General features: G+C 31.5%; 25 protein-coding genes and 1 pseudogene. All 26 read left to right on the top strand.

Translation table 11 applies throughout. The features are described 5' to 3' along the window. The first annotated feature begins 46 nt into the window (after positions 1–46). Positions 47–1,414, top strand: a complete 1,368-nt coding sequence (locus tag FJR03_RS06825) for a mannose-1-phosphate guanylyltransferase/mannose-6-phosphate isomerase (protein WP_193112783.1) — start codon at positions 47–49, stop codon at positions 1,412–1,414. Then, positions 1,415–1,864 carry a GDP-mannose mannosyl hydrolase gene (locus FJR03_RS06820; RefSeq protein WP_193112782.1) on the top strand — a complete coding sequence of 150 codons (450 nt, stop codon included), beginning with the start codon at positions 1,415–1,417 and terminating at the stop codon, positions 1,862–1,864. A 4-nt stretch (positions 1,865–1,868) separates the two neighbouring features. Further along, positions 1,869–3,014 carry a GDP-mannose 4,6-dehydratase gene (gene gmd / locus FJR03_RS06815; RefSeq protein WP_193112781.1) on the top strand — a complete coding sequence of 382 codons (1,146 nt, stop codon included), beginning with the start codon at positions 1,869–1,871 and terminating at the stop codon, positions 3,012–3,014. A 9-nt stretch (positions 3,015–3,023) separates the two neighbouring features. Further along, the gene (locus FJR03_RS06810) at positions 3,024–3,956 is read left to right on the top strand and encodes a GDP-L-fucose synthase family protein (protein ID WP_193112780.1); all 933 of its coding nucleotides are present in this window, start codon (positions 3,024–3,026) and stop codon (positions 3,954–3,956) included. Then, complete coding sequence (locus FJR03_RS06805) at positions 3,946–5,109, top strand: DegT/DnrJ/EryC1/StrS family aminotransferase (RefSeq protein ID WP_193112779.1); 1,164 nt, start codon at positions 3,946–3,948, stop codon at positions 5,107–5,109. Before FJR03_RS06810 ends, FJR03_RS06805 begins: the two co-directional genes overlap by 11 nt. Positions 5,110–5,189: 80 nt before the next feature. Further along, positions 5,190–6,539 carry an MATE family efflux transporter gene (locus tag FJR03_RS06800; protein WP_193112778.1) on the top strand — a complete coding sequence of 450 codons (1,350 nt, stop codon included), beginning with the start codon at positions 5,190–5,192 and terminating at the stop codon, positions 6,537–6,539. Continuing rightward, positions 6,536–7,561, top strand: a complete 1,026-nt coding sequence (locus FJR03_RS06795; RefSeq protein ID WP_193112777.1) for a glycosyltransferase family 10 domain-containing protein — start codon at positions 6,536–6,538, stop codon at positions 7,559–7,561. Before FJR03_RS06800 ends, FJR03_RS06795 begins: the two co-directional genes overlap by 4 nt. Beyond that, positions 7,558–8,538, top strand: coding sequence for a CgeB family protein (locus tag FJR03_RS06790; protein ID WP_226962094.1), 981 nt, complete (start codon positions 7,558–7,560; stop codon positions 8,536–8,538). The genes FJR03_RS06795 and FJR03_RS06790 overlap by 4 nt, the downstream gene beginning before the upstream one ends. Positions 8,539–8,581: 43 nt before the next feature. Further along, a complete protein-coding gene (locus FJR03_RS06785; RefSeq protein WP_193112776.1) occupies positions 8,582–8,836 on the top strand; it encodes a hypothetical protein in 255 nt (84 codons plus the stop codon). Next, on the top strand, positions 8,826–9,314 hold the full coding sequence (locus FJR03_RS06780; protein WP_193112775.1) for a hypothetical protein: 489 nt from the start codon (positions 8,826–8,828) through the stop codon (positions 9,312–9,314). The genes FJR03_RS06785 and FJR03_RS06780 overlap by 11 nt, the downstream gene beginning before the upstream one ends. Then, positions 9,311–10,753 (top strand): hypothetical protein, encoded by a 1,443-nt coding sequence (locus FJR03_RS06775; RefSeq protein ID WP_193112774.1) that lies wholly within the window; start codon positions 9,311–9,313, stop codon positions 10,751–10,753. The genes FJR03_RS06780 and FJR03_RS06775 overlap by 4 nt, the downstream gene beginning before the upstream one ends. Beyond that, entirely contained in the window at positions 10,750–11,646 is an 897-nt protein-coding gene (locus FJR03_RS06770) for a glycosyltransferase family 2 protein (protein WP_193112773.1), read from the top strand. The genes FJR03_RS06775 and FJR03_RS06770 overlap by 4 nt, the downstream gene beginning before the upstream one ends. After that, positions 11,636–12,430 carry a glycosyltransferase family 2 protein gene (locus FJR03_RS06765; RefSeq protein ID WP_193112772.1) on the top strand — a complete coding sequence of 265 codons (795 nt, stop codon included), beginning with the start codon at positions 11,636–11,638 and terminating at the stop codon, positions 12,428–12,430. Before FJR03_RS06770 ends, FJR03_RS06765 begins: the two co-directional genes overlap by 11 nt. A gap of 1 nt (position 12,431) precedes the next feature. Beyond that, positions 12,432–13,577 (top strand): glycosyltransferase family 4 protein, encoded by a 1,146-nt coding sequence (locus tag FJR03_RS06760; protein ID WP_193112771.1) that lies wholly within the window; start codon positions 12,432–12,434, stop codon positions 13,575–13,577. Then, complete coding sequence (gene pglC / locus FJR03_RS06755) at positions 13,561–14,151, top strand: undecaprenyl phosphate N,N'-diacetylbacillosamine 1-phosphate transferase (protein ID WP_193112770.1); 591 nt, start codon at positions 13,561–13,563, stop codon at positions 14,149–14,151. The genes FJR03_RS06760 and pglC overlap by 17 nt, the downstream gene beginning before the upstream one ends. Position 14,152: 1 nt before the next feature. Continuing rightward, positions 14,153–14,557 (top strand): acyltransferase, encoded by a 405-nt coding sequence (locus FJR03_RS06750; RefSeq protein WP_193112769.1) that lies wholly within the window; start codon positions 14,153–14,155, stop codon positions 14,555–14,557. Further along, positions 14,547–15,656 (top strand): UDP-N-acetylbacillosamine transaminase, encoded by a 1,110-nt coding sequence (gene pglE / locus FJR03_RS06745; RefSeq protein ID WP_193112768.1) that lies wholly within the window; start codon positions 14,547–14,549, stop codon positions 15,654–15,656. The genes FJR03_RS06750 and pglE overlap by 11 nt, the downstream gene beginning before the upstream one ends. A gap of 1 nt (position 15,657) precedes the next feature. Further along, positions 15,658–17,391: a polysaccharide biosynthesis protein gene (locus FJR03_RS06740; protein WP_193112767.1), complete on the top strand. Its 1,734-nt coding sequence runs from the start codon at positions 15,658–15,660 to the stop codon at positions 17,389–17,391. Continuing rightward, positions 17,388–17,579, top strand: coding sequence for a hypothetical protein (locus FJR03_RS11655; protein ID WP_226962093.1), 192 nt, complete (start codon positions 17,388–17,390; stop codon positions 17,577–17,579). Before FJR03_RS06740 ends, FJR03_RS11655 begins: the two co-directional genes overlap by 4 nt. A gap of 24 nt (positions 17,580–17,603) precedes the next feature. After that, a pseudogene (locus FJR03_RS11650) lies at positions 17,604–17,753 on the top strand (DUF695 domain-containing protein); the annotation flags it as partial. A gap of 6 nt (positions 17,754–17,759) precedes the next feature. Continuing rightward, the gene (locus FJR03_RS11645) at positions 17,760–18,113 is read left to right on the top strand and encodes a ribonuclease E inhibitor RraB (RefSeq protein ID WP_347402144.1); all 354 of its coding nucleotides are present in this window, start codon (positions 17,760–17,762) and stop codon (positions 18,111–18,113) included. Further along, positions 18,113–19,957: an MFS transporter gene (locus tag FJR03_RS06730; protein WP_226962092.1), complete on the top strand. Its 1,845-nt coding sequence runs from the start codon at positions 18,113–18,115 to the stop codon at positions 19,955–19,957. Before FJR03_RS11645 ends, FJR03_RS06730 begins: the two co-directional genes overlap by 1 nt. Next, positions 19,944–20,315 (top strand): diacylglycerol kinase, encoded by a 372-nt coding sequence (locus FJR03_RS06725; protein WP_193112766.1) that lies wholly within the window; start codon positions 19,944–19,946, stop codon positions 20,313–20,315. Before FJR03_RS06730 ends, FJR03_RS06725 begins: the two co-directional genes overlap by 14 nt. Positions 20,316–20,368: 53 nt before the next feature. Beyond that, positions 20,369–21,553, top strand: coding sequence for a saccharopine dehydrogenase family protein (locus FJR03_RS06720; RefSeq protein WP_193112765.1), 1,185 nt, complete (start codon positions 20,369–20,371; stop codon positions 21,551–21,553). A gap of 3 nt (positions 21,554–21,556) precedes the next feature. Next, positions 21,557–22,402: an HDOD domain-containing protein gene (locus FJR03_RS06715; protein ID WP_193112764.1), complete on the top strand. Its 846-nt coding sequence runs from the start codon at positions 21,557–21,559 to the stop codon at positions 22,400–22,402. 13 nt (positions 22,403–22,415) lie between these two features. After that, entirely contained in the window at positions 22,416–23,558 is a 1,143-nt protein-coding gene (gene nspC / locus FJR03_RS06710) for a carboxynorspermidine decarboxylase (protein WP_193112763.1), read from the top strand. Positions 23,559–23,571: the final 13 nt, after the last annotated feature.

Raw genomic sequence — 23,571 nt, 5'->3', positions numbered from 1 at the left:
TGAAACAAAATATAATCAATTTCATTAAACAATAAGGATACAGTTTATGACTAACATAATTTTATGTGGAGGTAACGGTACAAGACTTTGGCCGATAAGTCGTACACTTATGCCAAAACAGTTTGTAAAGTTATTTAACGAACAATCCCTTTTTCAATTAACAGTTCAAAGAAACTCTAAAGTATGTGAATCTCAATTTATAGTCTCAAATGCTGAACAATATTTCCTTGCAATTGATCAGCTTGAAGAGTTAAAACAAGTTAATAATAAATATCTTTTAGAACCTATAGGTAGAAATACAGCTCCAGCTATTGCTTTGGCTTGTTGGGCATTAGACCCAAATGAGACAGTCTTAGTAACTCCATCAGACCATTTAATTAAAAATGAAGTAGAGTATCAAAAAGTAATTTCAAGAGCGAAGGAACTTGCACAAGAAGATAATCTTGTAACATTTGGTATAACTCCAACATTTGCTGAAACAGGTTTTGGATATATTGAAGCACTTAATGAAGATGTAAAAGCCTTCCACGAAAAACCTGATGAACAAACGGCAACCAATTATTTAGCAGCTGGAAATTACTATTGGAATAGTGGAATGTTTATGTTTAAGGCTGGTGTTTTTTTGGAAGAACTTAAAAAATATTCACCTGAAATTTATAATGGATCAATGCAGGCATATAAAAATGTCAACAATCACGGGATGATTAGAATTAAACATGAAGATATGTTAAATATTCCTGAAGATTCTATAGACTATGCCGTTATGGAAAAATCTGACAAAGTAAAAGTAATAGCATCAGATATAGACTGGTCAGATCTTGGAAGTTTTGATGCTCTATATGAAGAGCTTCCAAAAGATGAAAACGGCAACACTGTTAATGAAAATCATGTTGCAATTGATAGTAAAAACAATTTAATCCACGGAGATCAAAGAAAAATAGCGACAGTAGATATTGAAGATACTATTATTGTAGATACGGGAGATGCATTACTTATTAGTAAAAAAGGTTCCTCACAAAAAGTTAAAAAAGTTGTAGAGGAAGTTAGAAAAAATTCTGAACTTCATAATATACACCTTACAGGTTATCGTCCATGGGGTACATATACTATTTTAGAAGATTCTATTGGATATAAAATAAAGAAAATTCTAGTAAAACCGGGAAAAAGACTCTCTTTACAAAAACATTTCCATAGAAATGAGCATTGGATAGTTGTAAGTGGAACTGCAACAGTTCAGGTTGAAGATAAAACGTTTTTAGTACGCCCGAATGAAAGCACTTATATAAAAGCAGGTGAAATTCATAGACTTTCTAATAATGGAAAACTTCCTTTAATACTTATAGAAGCTCAAGTCGGTGAGTATACAGGTGAAGATGATATAGTTCGTCTAGATGATGATTATAAAAGAGATTAAATGATTCCTGATAGAGAATTTAAAATAATTATTAAACATACACCTTTAGTTTCTATAGATTTCATTGTGCAATCTCATAATAAAGTATTACTTGGAAAAAGAGTGAATAAACCTGCCCAGAATTATTATTTTACAATGGGTGGTATTGTAAAAAAAAATGAAAAGTTTCAAGATGCAATGAAAAGAATTGCTCAAAATGAATTAGGTATTGAATTATGTCAGAAACCAAAATATATTGGTGTATTTGAACATTTCTATGACGATAGTATTTTTGAAAGTGTTTCTACACATTATGTAAATCATGGATATTTACTTGAAATGAAAGAAAAACTTGTCAATCTGCCTATAGAACAGCACAATAATTATAAATGGTTTAGTGTAGAAGAATTACTTCAAAGCAATGAAGTACATCAATATGTAAAAGATTATTTTACTAAAGGAGAAATTTAGATATATGTCACAACAAAAAGTAGCATTAATAACGGGAATTACAGGTCAAGATGGTTCATATTTAGCGGAGTTTTTACTTAAAAAGGGTTATATTGTTCATGGTATAAAAAGAAGAAGTTCTTTATTTAATACGGATCGTATAGATCATCTTTACCAAGATCTACATGAAAAAGATGTAAAGCTTCATCTTCATTATGGTGATATGACAGACTCTATGAACTTAACTCGTATTATTCAAGAAACGCAACCTGATGAGATTTATAATCTTGCAGCAATGTCTCATGTACATGTTTCATTTGAAACACCTGAATATGTAGCCAATGCTGACGGAACAGGAACACTTAGAATCCTTGAAGCAGTAAAATTACTAGGTTTTGAGAAAAAAACAAAAATATATCAAGCATCTACTTCTGAACTTTATGGAAAAGTTCAAGAAACTCCTCAAAGCGAAACAACACCATTTTATCCACGATCTCCTTATGCAGTAGCAAAAATGTATGCTTACTGGATTACAGTAAATTACCGTGAAGCTTATGGAATGTTTGCTTGTAATGGAATTCTCTTTAATCATGAATCACCGGTACGTGGTGAAACATTTGTAACAAGAAAAATTACTCGTGCAGCATCAAAAATAGCTTTAGGACTTCAAGATAAACTTTTTCTTGGAAATCTTGATGCTAAACGTGACTGGGGACATGCAAAAGACTATGTAAGAATGATGTGGATGATTCTGCAAGCTGATGAACCGGAAGATTGGGTAATTGCAACTGGGCAGACTACAGCAGTTCGTGACTTCGTAAAATTTGCATTTGCATATGCAGGAGTTAACTTAAGGTTTGAAGGTGAAGGTATAGATGAAAAAGGTATCATTGAAAGTTTTAATGAAGAAAAAACAAAAGCATTAAGTTTAGATTTGACTCATTTATCTATTGGTCAAGAAATAGTGGTAGTAGATCCTAGATATTTTAGACCTACTGAAGTTGATTTACTTTTAGGAGATCCTACAAAAGCGGAACAAAAATTAGGTTGGAATAGAGAATACAATTTACAAGATTTAGTGAATGATATGATGAAATCAGATTTAAAGTTAATGACAAAAGACCAATACTTAAAAGATGGCGGATACACAATTATGAATTATTTTGAGTAAGGAAGTAATTTGAAAAAAATACTTGTAACAGGTGCTAATGGAATGGTTGGAAGAAATATAGTTGAGTTTGAAAAATCAAAAAACTATATGCTTTTAACTCCATCAAGTAAAGAGCTTAATCTATTAGATAGAAGCTCTGTTGACTCTTACATACTTAAACATCAACCAGACATTGTAATTCATTGTGCAGGAAGAGTTGGTGGTATTCAAGCAAATATGGCACACCCTGTAGATTTCCTAGTCCAGAATACTCAAATGGGTTTAAATATTATTATGGGTGCATACGAAGCCGGTATAAAAAAGTTTGTCAATATGAGTAGTTCTTGTATGTATCCAAGAAACGCTCAAAATCCTTTAAGTGAAGAATTGATTTTACTGGGGGAGCTTGAACCGACAAATGAAGGTTATGCTATAGCAAAAGTAACTTCAACAAGACTTTGCGAATATATAAATAGAGAACATCAAGAGTGTCAATATAAAACGATTATCCCTTGTAATCTTTATGGTAGATATGATAAATTTGATCCAAAACATTCCCATATGCTTCCGGCAGTTATAAAAAAAATATATGAAGCAAAACAGAATAACTTAGATGAAATAGATATTTGGGGTGACGGTAAAGCAAGACGTGAGTTTATGTATGCTCAAGATTTAGCTGACTTTATATACTATGCGATTGAAAATTTTGAATCTATGCCACAAAATATTAATGTAGGTCTTGGACATGATTATACTATTAACGAATATTACCAGGCTATTGCAGATGTAATTGGATTTGAAGGAAAATTTATTCACGATTTAAGTAAGCCTGTCGGTATGAAACAAAAACTTATAGATGATACCAAATTACAAAAATTTGGCTGGAAATATAAAACATCTTTACAAGATGGAATAGAGAAAACATATAAATATTTTATAAACGAGGTATTAAATGGTAAATAGTTATCCATTAGCATCTTCAACATGGAATGAAAAAGAATTAGCAGCTATTCAATCTGTTATTAATAGAGATATGTATACAATGGGTGAGAGTGTAGCCCAATTTGAAAAGGATTTTTGTAAATTTACGGGAAGTAAATATGCTGTAATGGTCAGTTCAGGTTCTACTGCAAATCTAATAGCAACTGCTTCACTTTTTTATACAAAAAATCCAAAGTTAAAAAGAGGGGACGAAGTTATAGTTCCGGCAGTTTCATGGTCAACTACATACTTTCCACTCCAACAGTATGGACTTAAATTAAAGTTTGTTGACATTGACTTAGAAACATTAAACTATGATTTAGAAGCTTTATCATCTGCTATAACTGATGATACAAAAATGATTATGACAGTGAACCTTCTTGGAAATCCGAATGATTTTGATGCAATCTATGGAATTATAGAAGATAAAGATATTTTTATTTTAGAAGATAACTGTGAATCTATGGGTGCAGAATATAAAGGAAAACAAACCGGTACATTCGGTGTTATGGGGACTTTCTCAACTTTCTTTTCTCATCATATGGCAACAATGGAAGGTGGCTTTGTCGTAACAGATGATGAAGAACTTTACCATGTTCTTTTATCAATGAGAGCTCATGGATGGACTAGAAATCTTCCAAAAGAAAATAAAGTGTGTACTAAAAGTGATGATTGGTTTGAAGAATCATTCCGTTTCGTACTTCCCGGTTATAATGTAAGACCTGTAGAGATGAGTGGTGCAGTAGGAATAGAACAACTTAAAAAATTGCCAAACTTTTTAAAAACTAGAAGAGAAAATGCGAAGTTGTTTGTAGAGCTTTTTGAAAATCATCCTGACATTATGATTCAAAAAGATATAGATAGTAGTTCATGGTTTGGATTTTCATTAATTATTAAACCGGAATCAAAGCTAAAGAGAGAAGATATTGTTAAAAAGCTGCAAGAAAATAATATCGACTGTAGACCAATAGTTACAGGAAACTTTACGCGTAATGAAGTTATGAAGTATTTTGACTATACAATTCACAATGAATTAAAAAATGCAGATTATCTTCATCAAAATGGATTATTTGTAGGAAATCATCAGGTTGGTTTGGAAGAAGAAATTAGATATTTGTCAGAGGTATTATTATAAGCTCATTTAAAAAAGACCTGATTATTTTAGGTATAGGGAAAGTTTTACAAGTTATTATTGCATTAATCTCTATCAAAATATTGACAACACTGCTTAGTGAAGAAGAAGTGGGTAATTATTATTTACTTCTTACTATCCTTACACTTTTTAATTTTGCTTTTTTAAATCCATTGGGTCAATACTATGGAAGACATTTAATTGCTTGGGAGCATAGCAAAAATTTACTCAATGCCACAAATGTACTTTTATTTTTAAGAGTTAGTGCTATAGTATTTTCACTTTTTATTGCTTTTGGAGTGTATCAAATATTTGGTTATGGTAAATATTATAATTTAAGTACCTTTTTGTTATTCATATTTATAGCCCTTGTAGCAGGAACACATGGAGTTCTTATTGGTGCAGTAAATAGTTTAGGAGATAGAGTTAAATTTACTATCAATATGGTTTCTACATTAGTACTAGGTTTAGTACTATCTCTTATTATTGTAAATTTCATTGATAAGTCTGGTATGGGCTGGCTCTATGGTTTAGCTATAGCTCAATTTATTTTTTCTATAGGTTTATATAAGTTTGTGGTAAAAAACAATAGTTTTTCACTTCAAAGAGTAAAATATGCTTTTCAAAAAAAGTATATAAAAAAGATAGCTATCTTTATCATACCTGTAACTCTAACTCTATTCTTACAATGGGGACAGAACCAATCATATAGATTTATAATAGAAGCGAAGTATTCTCTCGAAGTACTTGCTTTTATAGCTGTTGGTCTTGCTGTTTCTGGAGCGATATTTAGTGCAGTTGAAAGTCTTGCAACTCAATTTTACAATCCAATATACCTAAGACAAATAACTCATGCCACTAAAGAGAATAGGTCAAAAGCATGGAATGAACTTGTAAGCTATATGATACCTATTTATATTATTTTGGCAGTTTTTGTGATACTTTTATCACCTTATCTTACAAATCTATTAGTCGCAGAGAAATTTTACGAAGCATATATTTATGCTATGTTTGGAGCGATAATAGAATTTTTTAGAGTTATGACGAATCTCGTGTATATGGTGTCTCAATCAGAGGTTAAAACAAATACTACAATATTACCTTACAGTATAGGATTTATTTTTACTATTGGATCACTTTATTTTTTTGATATGTCTGAAAAACTTTGGATGATCCCCTTTTTTATTGCGATAGCAAATGGAGTGATATTTTTATTATTATATAGAAATATGAAAAAACTGCTTGATATAAAGATAGATTTTACAAATATTATAAAGTCATTGATTTTAGCATCGCCACTATTGCTAAATATATTTATACAAAACAGTCACACTTTTTTGCAAAATATTTTGATGATGACTACGAGTGGGGTATACTTTTTATTTTTAATATATCTTGTAGCACAAAAAAGAATTTTAGGAAAGATTAGATGAAAAAAGCTTGTATTGTTGTTCCCAGTTATCAGCAAAAAAATGTAATTTTTGATAAAGATAATGAGCAAAATAGAGATAATATCTTTAATAAATATATTGAATTAAGAAAAGAACTACGGAAATATAACTTTGATTTATCTACAAATGATATAAATAGTATAGAAGATTCAGAATTAATATTTTACTTTGATATGCCAAATAGGTTGCCTGACAATGATAAGGTCAAAAATTCATATTTAGTTTTAAGAGAAAGCGAGATAATTCGATCTGACAACTATATAAAAGATAAACATAAATATTTTAGTAAGATATTTACTTGGCATGATGAATTAGTTGATGATATAAAGTATTTTAAATTAAATTTCTCTCATCTATTTCCAAAAAATATCAATAAGAACTTATCAAAAAAAGAAAAATTGTGTACATTGATTGCCGGAAATAAAAAAGTAAGTCATCCGCTTGAATTATATAGTAAAAGAGTAGAAGCTATAAGATGGTTTGAGAAAAATCATCCGAACGATTTTGATCTCTATGGTATAGGCTGGGATAAGTATAGATTTAGTGGACCTATTTTTATAAGAGCTTTTAATCGTATACCATACTTTCCAGAGCTTTTTGCAAAAATCACAGGACAGTCTTATCGATCATATAAAGGCACCGTAGATAATAAAAAAGAGACTATGGAAAAGTATAGGTTCTCTATCTGTTATGAAAATGCAAAAGATATACCAGGATATATCACTGAAAAAATATTTGATAGTTTTTTTGCTGGATGTGTACCTGTATACTGGGGTGCTAATAATATTTTGGATTATGTACCAAAAGAGTGTTTTATCGATTTTAGAGATTTCACATCATATGAAGAACTTTATAAATTTATAAAAAATATGAGTAATGAAGAATATATGCGATATTTAGAAAATATAGAGAAATACTTAAATAGTGAGAAGTCTTTTCAGTTTCAAGGGAAAGGTTTTGCTCAAAAAATTTCATCGGTGTTATTTGAGGAAAAACTTAAATGATTAAAAAAATACTTTTTATTGGTCTTAAATATAGCTATGGTAAAAAAGAGCTCGGAGAGGCTTTGAATAAAAAAGCTCATTCTGATATGTTAAAAGAGATTGGATACGAAGTTGAAAATATATGGTTAGATGATTATGAAACAAATGAAAAATTACAAGAAGCAATATTAAACAAAGCACATGATTATAATCCAGATATGATATTTTTTAAAATTTTTAAATTTGAAGTACAATTTGAAACACTTCAAACTTTAAAAAAAGAGTTTTTTTTAGTAAATTGGTTTGGAGACGATCAATGGAGATTTGAAACTTTTACCAGTAAATATGCCCCTTATTTTGATGTTTGTATAACTACAGATAAATTTAGTATTGAAAAATATAAAGCAATAGGACAAAATAATGTTATTAGAAGCCAGCATGCTTCATTTGAGAATTTTAATGATTTTGAAAATATAGAATATAAATATGATGTTAGTTTTATTGGTGGAGCAAATCTATTTAGAAAATGGTTTGTAGATGAACTGAAGAAAAAAGGCATAATAGTGGAGTGTTTTGGTAGTGGATGGTTAAATGGTAGAATCACTTATGAACAAATGAATGACATTATGCTTAAAAGTAAAATAAACTTGAATATATCTAATAGTATAAGTTATGATATAAGATATCTACTGCATCATCCTAAAAATATATTGAGTTTTTTTAAGTCTTTAATTCGATCGGGTTCTAAAAATATAAGTCAAACAAAAGCGAGAATATTTGAAATACCAGTGCGTGGTGGATTTGAAATAACAGAATATGTACCAAGTTTGGAAGACTATTTTGACATTGGCAAAAATATAGTTTGCTACAGTAGTGTGGATGAAGCTGCACTCTTAATAAAGTACTATTTAAATAATGACAAAGAGAGAGAAAACATAAGAACATTATCTGTTGAGAAAAAGCAAGAACTGAGCATACATATAAGCAAAGAACAATAAAGTTCATGGATGAAATAGAAAAAATCTATCAAAAGAGAATTTAATGCATACTGATCAAAATATTTACAACTATTGGCAAAGTTTTCAAGAGTTTATAGAGGTTGCAAATAACAAATGTAATTGGCTTGTATTAAGAAATTTTGAGTATTTACCTAATGACTTTTTTGGAAATGATAAGGATGTAGATGTTTTGTGTGAAGACTTAGAACATTTTACAAAAACAATGAAGTTAAAAAAAAGATCATGGGGAATAGCTTCATATGAGACTATTATTGATAATAAAAGTTGTGCATTTTGATATTAGGTTTTTAGGAGATGGGTACTATGATAAACTATGGCAATATAGAATGTTGGAAAATAAAAAGTATACATCAGACGGAGTCCCTAGAATGGGTGATGAAGATTATTTTTATAGTTTAATCTATCATTCAAAAATACAAAAATATGAAGTAAAGGAAGTATATAAAACAAGATTTTATAGTTTGGCAAAATCTTTAAATATTAAGGATTACGACATAAATTCTATAGAGAATGAACAGTATATAGCCAATTTACTTAACTGTTTTATGAAAAACAACCATTACAATTTTAGTGTTCCTTTAGATATTAATGTACCAAAAAATAAACTTTTTTTTGCTTTACTAGATCAAAACATTCGAGAAGGGTACACTTACAAAACGCCTAATTTCATAAGCATTATGAATTATACTCCAAACTGGATACTTAAAATTATGCCTCAGTGGTTGAAAAGTATTGTAAAAAAGATTGTTAGATGAAAGTCAATAAGTTTGAATTAAAGAGGTTATTGGAATCTCATTTTGACAAAGATTTAGTTCAAGATAAATATGAACTTAAAGATATAGATGCTAAAAACCTTTTAACGAATACAAGATTCGATTTGGCTTTTAAAGTTTTGTATCTTGAAATGATTGATAGAGATGTAAAATTTGCTAAAGAGATCTATACGGAACATATTAGGGCTTTTAGTCTCGGTAAATTTACAGAACCTGGCAATGCAGATAAAAATAGTTTAGATAGATTTATAGAAGATTTTCATAACATCTTTGAAGATATTAAGTGTAATGGATTTGATAGTAGTAAAACAGTTATACCACTGTCTAAAAATGGTTCTATAGCAAATGGCGCCCATAGAGTTGCTAGTGCTATTTATCTTAATAAGAAGCTAAAGTGTGTCAATATAAATACGGCTGATCATATATATGACTACAAATTTTTTTATAGTCGAAATGTACCGGATGAGGCGCTAGATATAGCAGCGACAAAATTTGTAGAGTATGCAGATAATATACATGTAGCTTTTGTATGGCCTACCGCGCAAGGTTACGACAAAGAGATCGAGGAAATAATACCAAATATAGTCTATAGAAAAGAGATAAAACTCACGCCTAATGGTGCGCATAATTTACTTTCTCAGATATATTACGGTGAAAAGTGGCTAGGAAGTGTAGAAAACGACTTTAAAGGCTCACAAGGTAAATTGTTAGAGTGTTTTAAAAGTTTTGAACCAGTTAGGGTAATAGCTTTTCAAGCTGATAGTTTGGATGAAGTTTTAAGGATAAAAGATAAAATACGGGATGTTTTCAATGTCGGAAAACACTCTATACATATTACAGATACTAAAGAGGAAGCTATAAGAGTAGTAAATATGGTTTTTAATAACAACAGTATCCATTTCTTAAACAATGCCAAGCCAAATAAATATCTAGATACCCATACAAATCTTACTAAGTTTAAAGATTTTATGGTGCAAAATAAACTTAACGTAGAGAATATAGTATTAAACAATAGTGTTATTTTATCTGTTTATGGATTAAGAGAATCAGGAGATATAGACTACTTTGTAGATGATAAAAAAGAATTAAAATATAACAATGATGAACTGGAGTATTACAATAACAAAAAGTTAGAGTTGATCTATAATCCTAAAAACTATTTTTATTTTAATGATTTGAAATTTATATCGTTCACTCAGCTTTATAAAATGAAAAAAAACCGGGCTGAGGAACAAGATAAAAGTGATTGCAAGATGATGGAAGTTCTAATGGAGAATAAAGGGTTTAAAACCTTTATTAATAAGTGGAAACAAAGTCTGTATTATGGTAAGATAAAAATTAAAGCTATCTTGATAAAGTTTTTGACAGACATAAGATTGTATGAACTAACTAAGAAAATCTATAAGGCAATAAAAAAATGACTCAATTTACTATATCGGTAATAATGCCTGTATATAATGCCGAAAAATATCTTGATGAAGCAATTCAAAGTATTCTTAGTCAAACATATAGAGATTTTGAATTTATCGTAATTAATGATGGTTCAACAGATAAAAGCTTGGAGATTATAGAAAAATATAAAAATCAAGATGAGAGAATAGTATTAATAAGCAGAGAAAATAAAGGACTTGTTGAGAGTCTTAACGAAGGTATTAAAAAAGCAAAAGGAAAATATCTTGCTAGGATGGATGCAGATGATATAAGTTTGCCACAAAGATTTGAAAAACAGATTCAACTTATGGAAACAGAGAAGTTAGATATTTGTGGATGCCATTTTTTTATTGTAGATAAACAATGTAAATATTTGTCTGCACGTGTTGTATCTTGTAAAAGTGATTTTAATAACATGGTCTTATCACGTTCAGTTCCATTTGCACATGGTTCTGTAATGATAAAAAAAGAATTTTTAATTTTACATAAATTATTTTATGGAGAAACGATTTTCAATAAAGCTGAGGATTACGCTTTGTGGATTAGGTTTGCAGAAAATAATGCAAATATTTCAAATGCAGATGAGTTTTTATTCAAGTATAGACACTTAGATGATTCTTTATCAAAACAAAGTATAAACTATAAGCATGCATTAGCTTTATCTAAACATTATATAAGAATGAACTATGAGCAGTTAGATAGAGTTTTTGAAAAATATAAGAACAAGATGAACTTGTTAAATGATTTTGAACTTGAACAGTTTTCATATTTTATGATCAAAACTATTTTTAAAGATAAAACTGTAGAGAAGTTTCGATGTTTAAAACAGGTACCTGTTACTATTAAACTTATTAATTTGATTAGGATTTTATTTGGAAAATAAAATCATGATTTCAATAGTTATTCCGTGCTTTAATTCTGAAAAAACTATTACAAGAACACTGCTCTCTGTAGCATCTCAATCGTATAAAAATTATGAAGTTGTAATTATTGATGACGGAAGTACCGATCGTACTAAAAAGCTTATAGAAGATTTTTTTGAGATTTATGATTTAAACTATAAGTATATATATCAAGAAAATAGGGGGCCTTCAAAAGCAAGAAATTTAGGTGTATCTAATGCTGTAGGTGATTATATAGCATTCTTAGATAGTGACGATACATGGCATAAAGACAAGCTTAGTATTCAAATGAAGCTAATAAAAGAAAATAATTTGAATTTTTTAGGTTCTACATATCAATATAGTGAATTTAATTATAATGAAAACTCAAATATAGTTCTTAAGAGATTTACTTTTCAAGAATTATTAATAAAGACACAATTTTCAACACCCGGAGTAGTTATAAAAAAAGAACTGTTTTTGAATTTAGGTGGCTTTGATACACATATGAAGTATTCAGAAGATAACGATTTATGGCTACGGGCCTCATTAATAACAGATTTATATTTAATTGTAGAGCCAAAACTGGTCAGACTACATAAAAGAGCATATGGTGATTCAGGGTTATCCGGCAATATGTTTGGTATGTATAAAGGGGAACTTTTTAGTTTAAAAAAGTTTTGGAAACAAGGAAACTTGAAAAGCCTGAACTATGTATTCTTAATCATTTTTATTACAATGAAACTGATTAGAAGAGTTGTAAAGAACTTTTTAGGAAAAAACTAAAATGAAAAAACGATTTGCTTTCCTTTCACACTTGGACTTGAACCTTTATCTCTTTAGAACACCTATTATGAAAGAGCTTTTGAAAAAAGGTCATAAAGTATATGCTATATGTCCAAAAGGGGATAAAAATAAAGCTTTAAAAGATATAGGTTGTGAAGTAATAAACTATGCAATCGATAGGAAAGGGCTCAACCCGTTTTCTGAAAAAAAGTCGATTGATAATATTTATCATGCTATAAAAAATTTAAAAATAGATGTTTTACATACTTTTACTGCAAAACCAAATATATATGGTACTTTCGCAGCTAAAAAAGCCGGTATACCAATCGTACTAAATTTAGTAGAAGGGCTCGGGTCTTTTTATATTAATAATAGTATGAAAAATATTATAGTCAGAAATATTATGGAGAGACTTTACAAAAAAGCTTTTAAATTATCTGATGGTTGTGTATTTGTTAACACAAGTGATCCGGATTATATGCTAAAAAAACATATAATAAAAAAAGAGAAAGTCAAGATCATTAAAAGTGTAGGGATCGACACACAAAAATTTTCTATGGATAACTATTCTCAAGCTATACTTCTAGATATTCGCAAAAAGCTAAGTTTAGAAAACAAAACAGTTGTGTTAATGGTGGCAAGAGCTATTTGGGATAAAGGTATAAAAGAGTATTATGAAGCAGCAAATAGCTTAAAAGCTAAATATAGTGATATCGAGTTTTTGTTAGTTGGCGGAACAGATGAGGGTAATCATTCTTGCGCAAGTACTGAGTTCTTGCAAAATGGAGTTGTAAAATGGTTAGGACATAGAGATGATATTGTTGATATAACGGCTATAAGTGACATCTATGTTTTACCAAGCTACAGAGAAGGGTTACCGGCTACATTAATGGAAGCAAGCTCTATGTCAAAGCCTCTGGTAACGACAAATACTTTTGGATGTAAAGATGTTGTAGAAGATGGTATGAATGGATTTTTGGTACCAGTTAGAAATTCAAATATACTAGCCGAGAAAATAGAGATATTGTTTAAAGATAAAGACTTAAGAGTAGAGATGGGGAAAAAAGCATTGCAGAAAGCTCAGAATGAGTTTGATGTTAGAAAAATAGTAGAACAATATATGGAGTATTATGAAACGTTTATTTGATTTTTTATTGGCTTTTATTTTGATCATACTTTTTTCACCTCTTTACATCGTTATAAGCCTGCTTATTTGGCTAAATATGGGACGACCTATATTATTTAGACAAAAAAGACCCGGATATAAAGAAAAGATATTTAGTATATATAAGTTTCGTACAATGACAAATGAAAAAGATCAAAATGGAGACTTATTACCAGATAAACAAAGATTGGTAGGTTTAGGAAAATTTATAAGAACTACTAGCTTGGATGAATTGCCTCAACTTTTGAACGTTTTAAAAGGTGAGATGAGTTTTGTTGGACCTAGGCCACTTCTTATAGAATATCTAGACCTTTATAATGAACAACAAAAAAAACGGCATGATGTGAAGCCAGGCATTACGGGATGGGCACAAGTAAACGGTAGAAATGCTATATCATGGGAGCAAAAATTTGAGTATGATGTATGGTATGTAGAGCATCAATCTTTTTGGTTAGATATGAAAATATTGTGGATGACATTTTTAAAAGTTCTAAAAAGAAGCGATATCAGTTCATCATCACATGTAACGATGGAAAAGTTTAAGGGAAGTGTATAATATGGAAAATCGATTTGATAACTGGAAGTTTCCTGAAATTGAAGAGGGTAAACCTACAAAATATAATTGGGTTGTTCAAAATAAAGATGGACTTACATTAGGCTATAAAACAGATATAGGTGCATTTAGTTATATCAATGCAAAATATGGTGTAGTGATCGAAGATGAGGTACAGATAGGATCGCATTGTTCACTCTACTCAATCTCAACTATAGATAATAAGCAGGGTAAAGTTCTTTTAAAGAAAAACTCTAAAATAGGAAGTCATTCAACTATTTTACCGGGTGTAACTGTTGGTGAGAATTCGATTATAGGTGCACATAGTTTAGTAAACAGCGATATTCCTGATAATGTAATAGCATTTGGAGTACCTGCAAAAGTGGTGAGAAATATTGATGAAAAATAAGAGAATTTTTTTAAGTGCGCCGCATATGAGTGGCAATGAACTAAAATATATTGAAAAAGTTTTTGAAAGTAACTACATCGCTCCACTTGGTGAGTATGTAAATAAGTTTGAAGAGAGTATAAAAAATTATACTGGAGTGAAAAATGCACTTGCAGTTGTCAGTGGAACAGCTGCTATACATTTAGCCTTAAGAGTTCTTGGAATTAAAGAAGGGGATGATGTTTTAGCATCTACATTTACATTTATCGGTTCAGTGAATGCTATTTTGTATCAAAGAGCAAATCCTATATTTATAGATAGTGATAATGATAGTTGGAATTTATCACCAAAGTTGTTAAATAAATATTTATGTACATGTGAGAAAAAACCTAAAGCTTTAATCGTAACACACTTATACGGGATGTGTGCCGATATAGAAAAGATAGCTGATATCTGTAATTTACATGGTGTGTACCTTATAGAAGATGCAGCTGAGAGTTTAGGTGCAACGTATAACGGAAAACATACGGGTACTTTTGGAGATTTTGGAATTTATAGTTTTAACGGTAATAAAATTTTGACTACATCAGGTGGTGGTATGTTAGTCAGTAACAATGCCAAATGGATAGAAAAAGCAAAGTTTTATTCTACACAAGCAAAAGAGGACTTTATTCACTATGAACATGAAGAGTACGGTTACAATTATCGTATGAGTAATGTTTTAGCAGCTATAGGCGTTGCTCAGATGGAAGTTATTGAAGAACGTGTAGCTAAAAAAAGAGAGATCTTTGGCTGGTATGAAGAGTATCTATCGAATATAGATGAAATAATATTTATGCCTGAACTCTCAAATAGTAGAGGAAATAGGTGGCTCACTGCATTAACATTTAGTAAAAGTGATTATAATAAGGTGATGCAGGCATTGGATAAAATAAATGTAGAAAGCAGACCATTATGGAAACCTATGCATATACAAAAACTATTTGAGGATGCAAAATGTATAGTAGATGGTACAAGTGAAAAATTGTTCTCTCAGGGTTTATGTTTAGCTAGTAGTACAACAATGACAAGAGATGATGTAGAGATGATATGTAAAACGATAATTGATAGTTTGGATTAATATGATTTTAGATAAAAGAATTCTCAATGTTCTAATTATTATAACATTTACAATTATTACTTTTGTATGGACTTTTTTTATATTCCATCAAACAATTAACTGGCAAATTATTAGTATTGTTATTATTTTGAGAATAATCGCTTCATTTTTTGTATATAAAGACTATTCTCTCTCTTGGTCTAAAGCAACCCAGAAGACGTTTTTACTAAAAAGTATTGTAGTATTAGTACCACTTGTTATATATATGCCTATTTTTTACGGAGAGATTCGTATAGCATTTATGTTAAGTGAAGCGATGACGTATTTAGTTACTATAAGCTTCTTAATGTATGTTTATTATTATATAGTCAATAGAAGTCATGTAGCTAAAACAAAAACATTAGTTATCTACGGTGCAGGAAAAGCCGGTATTAAAATAGAAGAAGAGTTTCGTAATACTAAATATAAAGTTACTTATTTCTGTGATGATGATGAGGTGGTACAGGGAAGAAGTATAGATGGAATCCAAATTCTTTCACCTAAAGAGTTGGAGGCTAAACTACCTGCTAAAAAATATGACTTGTTAATTGTTGCAATGCCAAGTGCTCCAAAAGATGTAATGCAAAAAATTTATAATCGTTTTCACCACTCTTTTCATTCGGTAAAAATTTTACCCTCTTTAGATGAAATATTAAACAGTCAATCACTCTCTCAACAATTAAAAGATATCTCTGTTGAAGATCTTTTAGCACGCCATCCAAAAGATTTAGACAAAGGTGCTATTGAGGCTTTTATTAAAAATAAAAAAGTTCTTATTACCGGTGCCGGCGGTAGTATTGGAAGTGAGATAAGTAGACAATGTAGCTCTTATGGAGCTAGTAAGTTAATACTGCTAGATCATAGTGAGTTTAATCTCTATCAAATTGCTGAAGAGCTCTCAAGCTATAATCCAGAAATTGTTATGCAGTCTGTTGTGGACAAAGAATTACTTGATAAAACATTTGAACACTATAAGCCCGATATAGTAATCCATGCAGCCGCATATAAGCATGTGCCTTTGGTTGAAGAGAATGTCCGTGAAGCAATTATAAATAATATTATTGGGACAAAAAATTCGATCGATTGTGCGATCAAGCATAATGTTAAGAAGTTTGTTCTTATATCTACAGATAAGGCAGTTCGTCCAGCGAATGTGATGGGGACTACAAAACGTATTTGTGAACTTTATGCCCAGAACTGTAAAAGTAATTCTACAGAAATAGTCGCAGTTCGCTTTGGAAATGTACTTGGAAGTAGTGGAAGTGTTATTCCGAAGTTTAAATCACAAATAGAAAAAGGTGGTCCTATTACCGTAACACATCCTGATATTACGAGATATTTTATGCTTATCCCAGAAGCATGTGAATTGGTTTTACAGGCTGCAAGTATCGGTAAAGGTGGAGAGATCTTTATACTTGATATGGGTGAACCTATTAAAATTGTTGATCTAGCTAAAAAGATGATTGAACTCAGTGGTAGGGAAGATATTAAAATTGAGTTTTCCGGACTTAGACCTGGCGAAAAACTTTATGAAGAGCTCTTAATTAACGATAGTGATACAAAAACAGAGTACGAATCTATTACGGTTGCGGGCAAAACAGAGTATAATATTGAAAAATTAACAGATGATATTAATGAATTGATAACTACAAAAGAACAATTGGCAAAATTAAAAGAGATAGTGCCGGAGTTTAATCATCAAAATGGAAAGATATGACACAACAATATTATAAACAAGAAGACGGACAAAAAATATACACGGAAGTGAATTTAAATGCATTTGCGTACTCTCAGAAATATTCGTGGCTTTTTAGTGTGTTTATCAAGTTTGACTTAGAAGATAAAGCACAAGAGGAGTATGAAGAGTTTTTAGATACAAAAGCATCTATTATCATGAGTATTTAGCATGATGATGCGGCAAAATATGTAGGAAGCAGGGTAGTTGATGGTTGGACGGAACTTTATTTTTATTCAAAAGATTCTAAATCTTTAAGCAATAAAGTTTCATCGATCCTAAGTTCACTAGAATACCCTTACGAAGCAAATGTTGTAAGAGACAGCAAATGGGATTTTTACAATCATAATCTGTATCCGACGGAACTTGAATCTCACCATATTCAAAGCAGAGATGTTTTAGAGATGTTAATAGATGAAGATGATGATCTTACTATTGCACGTCCTGTAGAACATTATGTTTATTTTGATACTCCAACGCAAAGAGAGCGTTACGTGAAAAATTTATCGCTTGAGGGTTTTGAGTATAAAGATGATATCGATTCTGAGGATTTTGAAAACGGTGTCGCACTTGTCAAAACACACCAACTCTTACCTGAAGTTGTGGATGAAGTTGTAGAAACTATTTATGAAAGTTTACAAAAAGATTACGGTCATTATGAAGGGTGGAGTACTACTCTTGCGAATGATTTATTAGAAGATTAATGAATAAAAAAGAGAAAATATTCGCTATTACGGGGATGATTAACTATATTTTTGTAGTTTTTCTCAATGCTTTTACCGATCTTGGACATAAGATCATAGTTCAAAATACAATTTTTAAAATCTATGACGGCTCAACACAGATCATGCTTACGGCAATTGTAAATGCATTGATCTTATTTCCTTTTATTTTAGTTTTTTCTCCGTCGGGATTTTTAGCTGATCGATTTGCAAAAAGTAAAGTTATGCAGTATTCGGCACTTTTTGGAGTGATCCTTACTCTGCTAATTACATACGCCTATTATCAGGGCTGGTTTTTGTTTGCATTTGCTATGACATTTTTATTGGCTCTTCAGAGTGCTATTTATTCTCCGGCAAAATACGGATATATTAAAGAGTTGGTTGGGGTAAAGTTCATAAGCAGTGGAAATGCTGCCGTTCAAGCAACTACAACCGTTGCCATTTTAAGTGGAATCATCACATATACTATCTTTTTTGAATCTCTTTACTCAGATGATCTGAAAACGAAAGAGGAGATCTTACGTGCGATCGCACCTTTAGGGTGGTTTTTGGTACTTGGTATGACGATAGAATGGTTTTTAACCTTTAAACTGCCAAATACACAGACACAGGCAAGCAGTAGGAAGTTTGCGTTTAAAAGATATTTAAAAGGTATATACCTTAAGAAAAATATCAAAGCGATCACAAGAAAAAAAGAGATTCTACATGCGATCATATCATTAAGCCTTTTTTGGTCGATTTCACAAGTTGTTTTAGCGGTATTTGGAGAGTATGCAAAAACAGAGCTTGGAATTACAAACACGATCTATGTACAGGGTGTAATGGCTTTAGCGGGAATCGGCATTGTGCTTGGCTCGATCATAGCGGCAAAATTCTCAAAGTACCATATTAACTTAGGTTTAACAGGAATTGGTGCATTTTTTATTACGGTGATCGTATTTTTAGTACCTTTTGTACACTCTATGGGAATTATTGCCTTTATGTTTACAGCTTTTGGTATTTTTGCCGCTTTTTTACTTGTACCGTTAAACGCTCGTATTCAATACCTCTCTTCCAATGTACATCTAGGGGTTATCTTAGCAGCAAGTAATTTTGTTCAAAATATTTTTATGTTCTCTTTTTTAGTGTTGACAACTTTTTTTGCATATTTTGGGATGAATGGGGAGCTGTTGTTCTATGTGATGGGCGTTGTAGGAGTTTATCTTATCTATACGATATTTTCAGAGTATTTGGTTGAGATATTTTGGAATTTTGTAGGAATACTTTTATCGCTTAGATATAAACTGGAGTATGAAGGGCTGGAAAATATACAAGACGAAAAAGGTGTCTTACTTCTTGGAAATCATGTTAGCTGGGTTGATTGGGCTCTTTTACAGTTACCGATCAGACGAAAAATAAACTATATGATGGATAAAGATATCTATTCGATCAAGTGGTTACAACCGGTACTCAAAAAAGGGGAGGTGATACCTCTTTCTTCTCGTGCATTTAAAGATGCATTTAAAGAAGCTTCTCGAAGGTTAAAGCGTGGAAGAATAGTGGCTGTTTTTCCTGAAGGTGCCATAGCAAAAAACACCGATATAACAACTTTTCAAAAAGGGTTTGAGCTGATAGACGGTGGCTATGATGGTTATGTCGTTCCTTTTTTCATAGATGGTATGTTTGGCAGCAAATTTGCAAAAAATAAAACACCAAACCAACACAATGGTTTTTTTTCAAGACGTACTGTGAAAGTGGTGTTTGGAACACCTCTTTCTAAAAATATAAAAGCAAATGAATTAGAAAAGAGAATAAAACAGATGAAGGATGAATATGGAATTAAATAAACCGAAACATAATCTTTTTAGAAACGGTAAATATGCACTTGAAGGGTTTGTAGATATCGTAAAACATGAAACATCATTTAAGTGGCAGCTTTTAATGCTTTTTAGTATGGGGATAATCGCATGGGTATTGCCGATAGATTTTACATATTCGGCTATTTTATTTATCTCTTTATTTATACCGGTTGCTTCAGAGGTAGCAAACTCTGCGATCGAGAGAGTTGTAGATCTTGTAACACTTGACTATCACATCATGGCAAAAAAAGCAAAAGATGTCGGGGCTACACTTGTTCTGCTCAGTTTAATTGTGACGGGCATGATTTGGATTTTTGTCCTGCTGATCGCATTTAAGATGGTCTAAACTTAATATTTCATGTGCTAAAATATCAGTACAAAATATAGGAGAACACTGCAATGAATACAACATTGATTATTGGTGCCGGTGGAGTAGGAAGAGTTGTTGCGCATAAATGTGCAATGAATGCTGATGTATTTGGAAAAATCATCCTTGCAAGCCGTACAAAATCTAAGTGTGATGAGATCGCTTTAGAAATCAAAAATGTAACTATTGAGACAGCAAGTATTGATGCTGATAATACTAATGAGCTTATTGAGTTTATAAAACAAGTTGGTGCCGATATTGTTATTAACGTGGCATTACCGTATCAAGATTTAACTATTATGGATGCATGTATAGCTACAAATACACCGTATTTAGATACTGCAAACTATGAACATCCTGATGAAGCTAAGTTTGAGTATAAAGAGCAGTGGGCTAGAGATGATAAATTTAAAGAAGCCGGAATTATGGGACTGCTTGGAAGTGGCTTTGATCCTGGCGCTACAAACGTATTTTGTGCATATGCGCAAAAGCATTATTTTGACGAGATCCACTACATTGACATTTTAGATTGTAATGCAGGTGATCACGGATATCCGTTTGCTACAAACTTCAACCCAGAGATTAACCTTCGTGAAGTAAGTGCTAAAGGGCGTTACTGGGAAAACGGTGAGTGGATAGAAACTGAGCCTATGGAGATTATGCAAGTTTGGGATTATCCTGAAGTAGGGCCGAAAGACTCTTATCTTCTTTACCATGAAGAGATGGAATCGCTTGTACAAAATATTAAAGGTTTAAAACGTATCCGTTTCTTTATGACATTTGGACAAAGTTATTTAAAACATATGGAAGTGCTTCAAAATGTTGGTATGCTAGGGATTGAGCCTGTTGAACACCAAGGGCAAAAAATTATTCCGATCGAGTTCTTAAAAACATTGCTGCCAGATCCAGCATCTCTTGGTCCTAGAACTAAAGGGAAAACAAACATCGGTATTGTTGCTGAAGGGCTCAAAGACGGTGTGAAGAAAAAAATCTATATCTACCAAGTAAAAGATCACGAAGAGTGCTATAAAGAGGTACTTTCTCAGGGAGTTTCATATACAACCGGAGTTCCTGCAATGATTGGTGCAAAATTGATGTTAGAAGAGATTTGGAGTGGTACAGGTGTGTTTAATATGGAACAGCTTGATCCCGATCCGTTTATGGAAGAGATGAACAAACAAGGACTTCCTTGGAAAGTTAAAGAGCTGGAAGTGTAAGTTATGACTTTTGCCGACATAGCACAAAAGATTGAAACTCTCCCTTCACTTTCTTCGATAGCCGATGAGATAGAAGCTGTTTATAACAGTAATACCAGAGATATCGATATAGTAAAGTTGTCTAAGGCGATAGAGTCAGATGCTATGTTAACGGCAAATATTTTAAAGATGATCAACTCTCCGTATTACGGATTTAAAAATAAAATTTCATCTATTACTTTGGCAATTACACTGCTAGGGGCAAGAAAGATTATAGTTTTAGTGATCCACTACGCTTTGTTAAACAATGTAAAAGCTGATATGAGTGTTTACAACCTTACGAATGAGCAGTTTAATGAACTGTGTCACTTGCAAAGTGCATTAATGTTACAGTGGTTTTCTCAAATTGATATTCAAGAAGCAGGCTTTTTATCATCGCTGGCTCTTATTATGGAGGGTGGAAAACTCATCTTAGCACATGAGGTTATAGAGAGTGAGTATACAAGTGAGTTCCGTGAAGGCTTTAATGAGTGTGACAATTCAGATGAGTATGAACGGGAACTTTTAGGAGTAACAAGTTACTACATCTCGGCAAAGTTGTTTGAGCACTGGAATCTGGATGGACTATATATTAAAATTTTAGAAGGACTTAATGAGCAAGAGTGCTCTCAAAATGATAAAAAAATTTGTGAATTTATTAAGGCCCTTAACATAGTCCGCACAGCCATTAATGTCAAAGAGGTTTTAACCGAAGACTCTATTTCAAAAAGTGTGAAGCTTGTTGAAGAGATGGGGTATGACCATAGATACTTTGAACATACGGCACATAGATTACAGACAGAATATCTAAGTTTAAGTATTGAAGATTAGAAAGGGATCTAAGTTGAGAGATATACCTACACCGGCATATGTATGTGAAGAGGAGTTATTAGAGAAAAATCTAAAACTACTTGAGTATGTACAAGAAGAAAGCGGTGCAAAAATTATTTTAGCACTTAAAGGTTTTGCTATGTGGTCTACTTTTGACCTTGTTGCAAAATATTTACAAGGGTGTACTGCAAGCGGTTTACACGAAGCAAAACTGGCTCGTGAAGAGTTTTGCAGACACAACGAAAAAGCAGAAGTGCATACATACTCACCAGCTTTTAAAGATGAAGATATTGAAGAGATTGCACAAATCTCTGATCACATAGTGTTTAATTCTCCAAATCAATTAAAAAGATTTGTTTTAAAAGTCAAAGAGATAAATCCGAATATCGAAATCTCTTTACGTCTTAATCCTGAAGTTTCATCCTCTCCGGTGGATATATATAACCCTTGCGGTCTTTATTCACGCCTTGGAACAACACTTGCAAACTTTGATGAGAGTATACTTGAACACCTTGACGGGCTGAATTTCCATGCCTTATGTGAGCAAGATGCTGATGCACTTGAAGAGGTTTTACTCTCTTTTGAGGAAAAGTTTGGAAAATATTTTAAAAATTTAAAGTATGTAAACTTCGGAGGAGGACATCATATTACTAGAAAAGATTATGATGTTGAAAAACTTATTTGGTTAATCAAAGAATTTAAGAAAAAATATAACAATATTGATGTTTATCTAGAACCAGGTGAAGCTGTCGGTTGGCAAACTGGATATCTTGTTTCAACAGTCTTAGATACATTTCACAACGGTATGGATGTAGCTATTTTAGATACGTCAGCCGAGGCTCATATGCCGGACACTTTAGCGATGCCTTATCGTGCAGATGTAAGAGGCAGCGGTGAAGCGGGTGAAAAGCCTTACACATATAGAATGGGTGGAAATACTTGTCTTGCAGGTGATATTATGGGGGATTACTCTTTTGATGAACCGTTAAAGATTGGTGATAAAATAATTTTTGAAGATCAAATACACTATACTTTTGTGAAAAATACAACTTTCAACGGAATAGCTTTGCCATCATTGGCAATTAAAAGAAAAGATGGTACGATAGAAGTTATTAAACAGTTCGGATACGATGATTATAAAGGGCGATTGTCATAAAATAGTGACAAAG

This window comes from Sulfurimonas marina (assembly GCF_014905095.1).
GTDB classification, from domain to species: domain Bacteria; phylum Campylobacterota; class Campylobacteria; order Campylobacterales; family Sulfurimonadaceae; genus Sulfurimonas; species Sulfurimonas marina.
The sequence above is the reverse complement of the archived record's forward strand: the minus strand, read 5'-3'. Positions and strand labels throughout refer to the sequence as shown.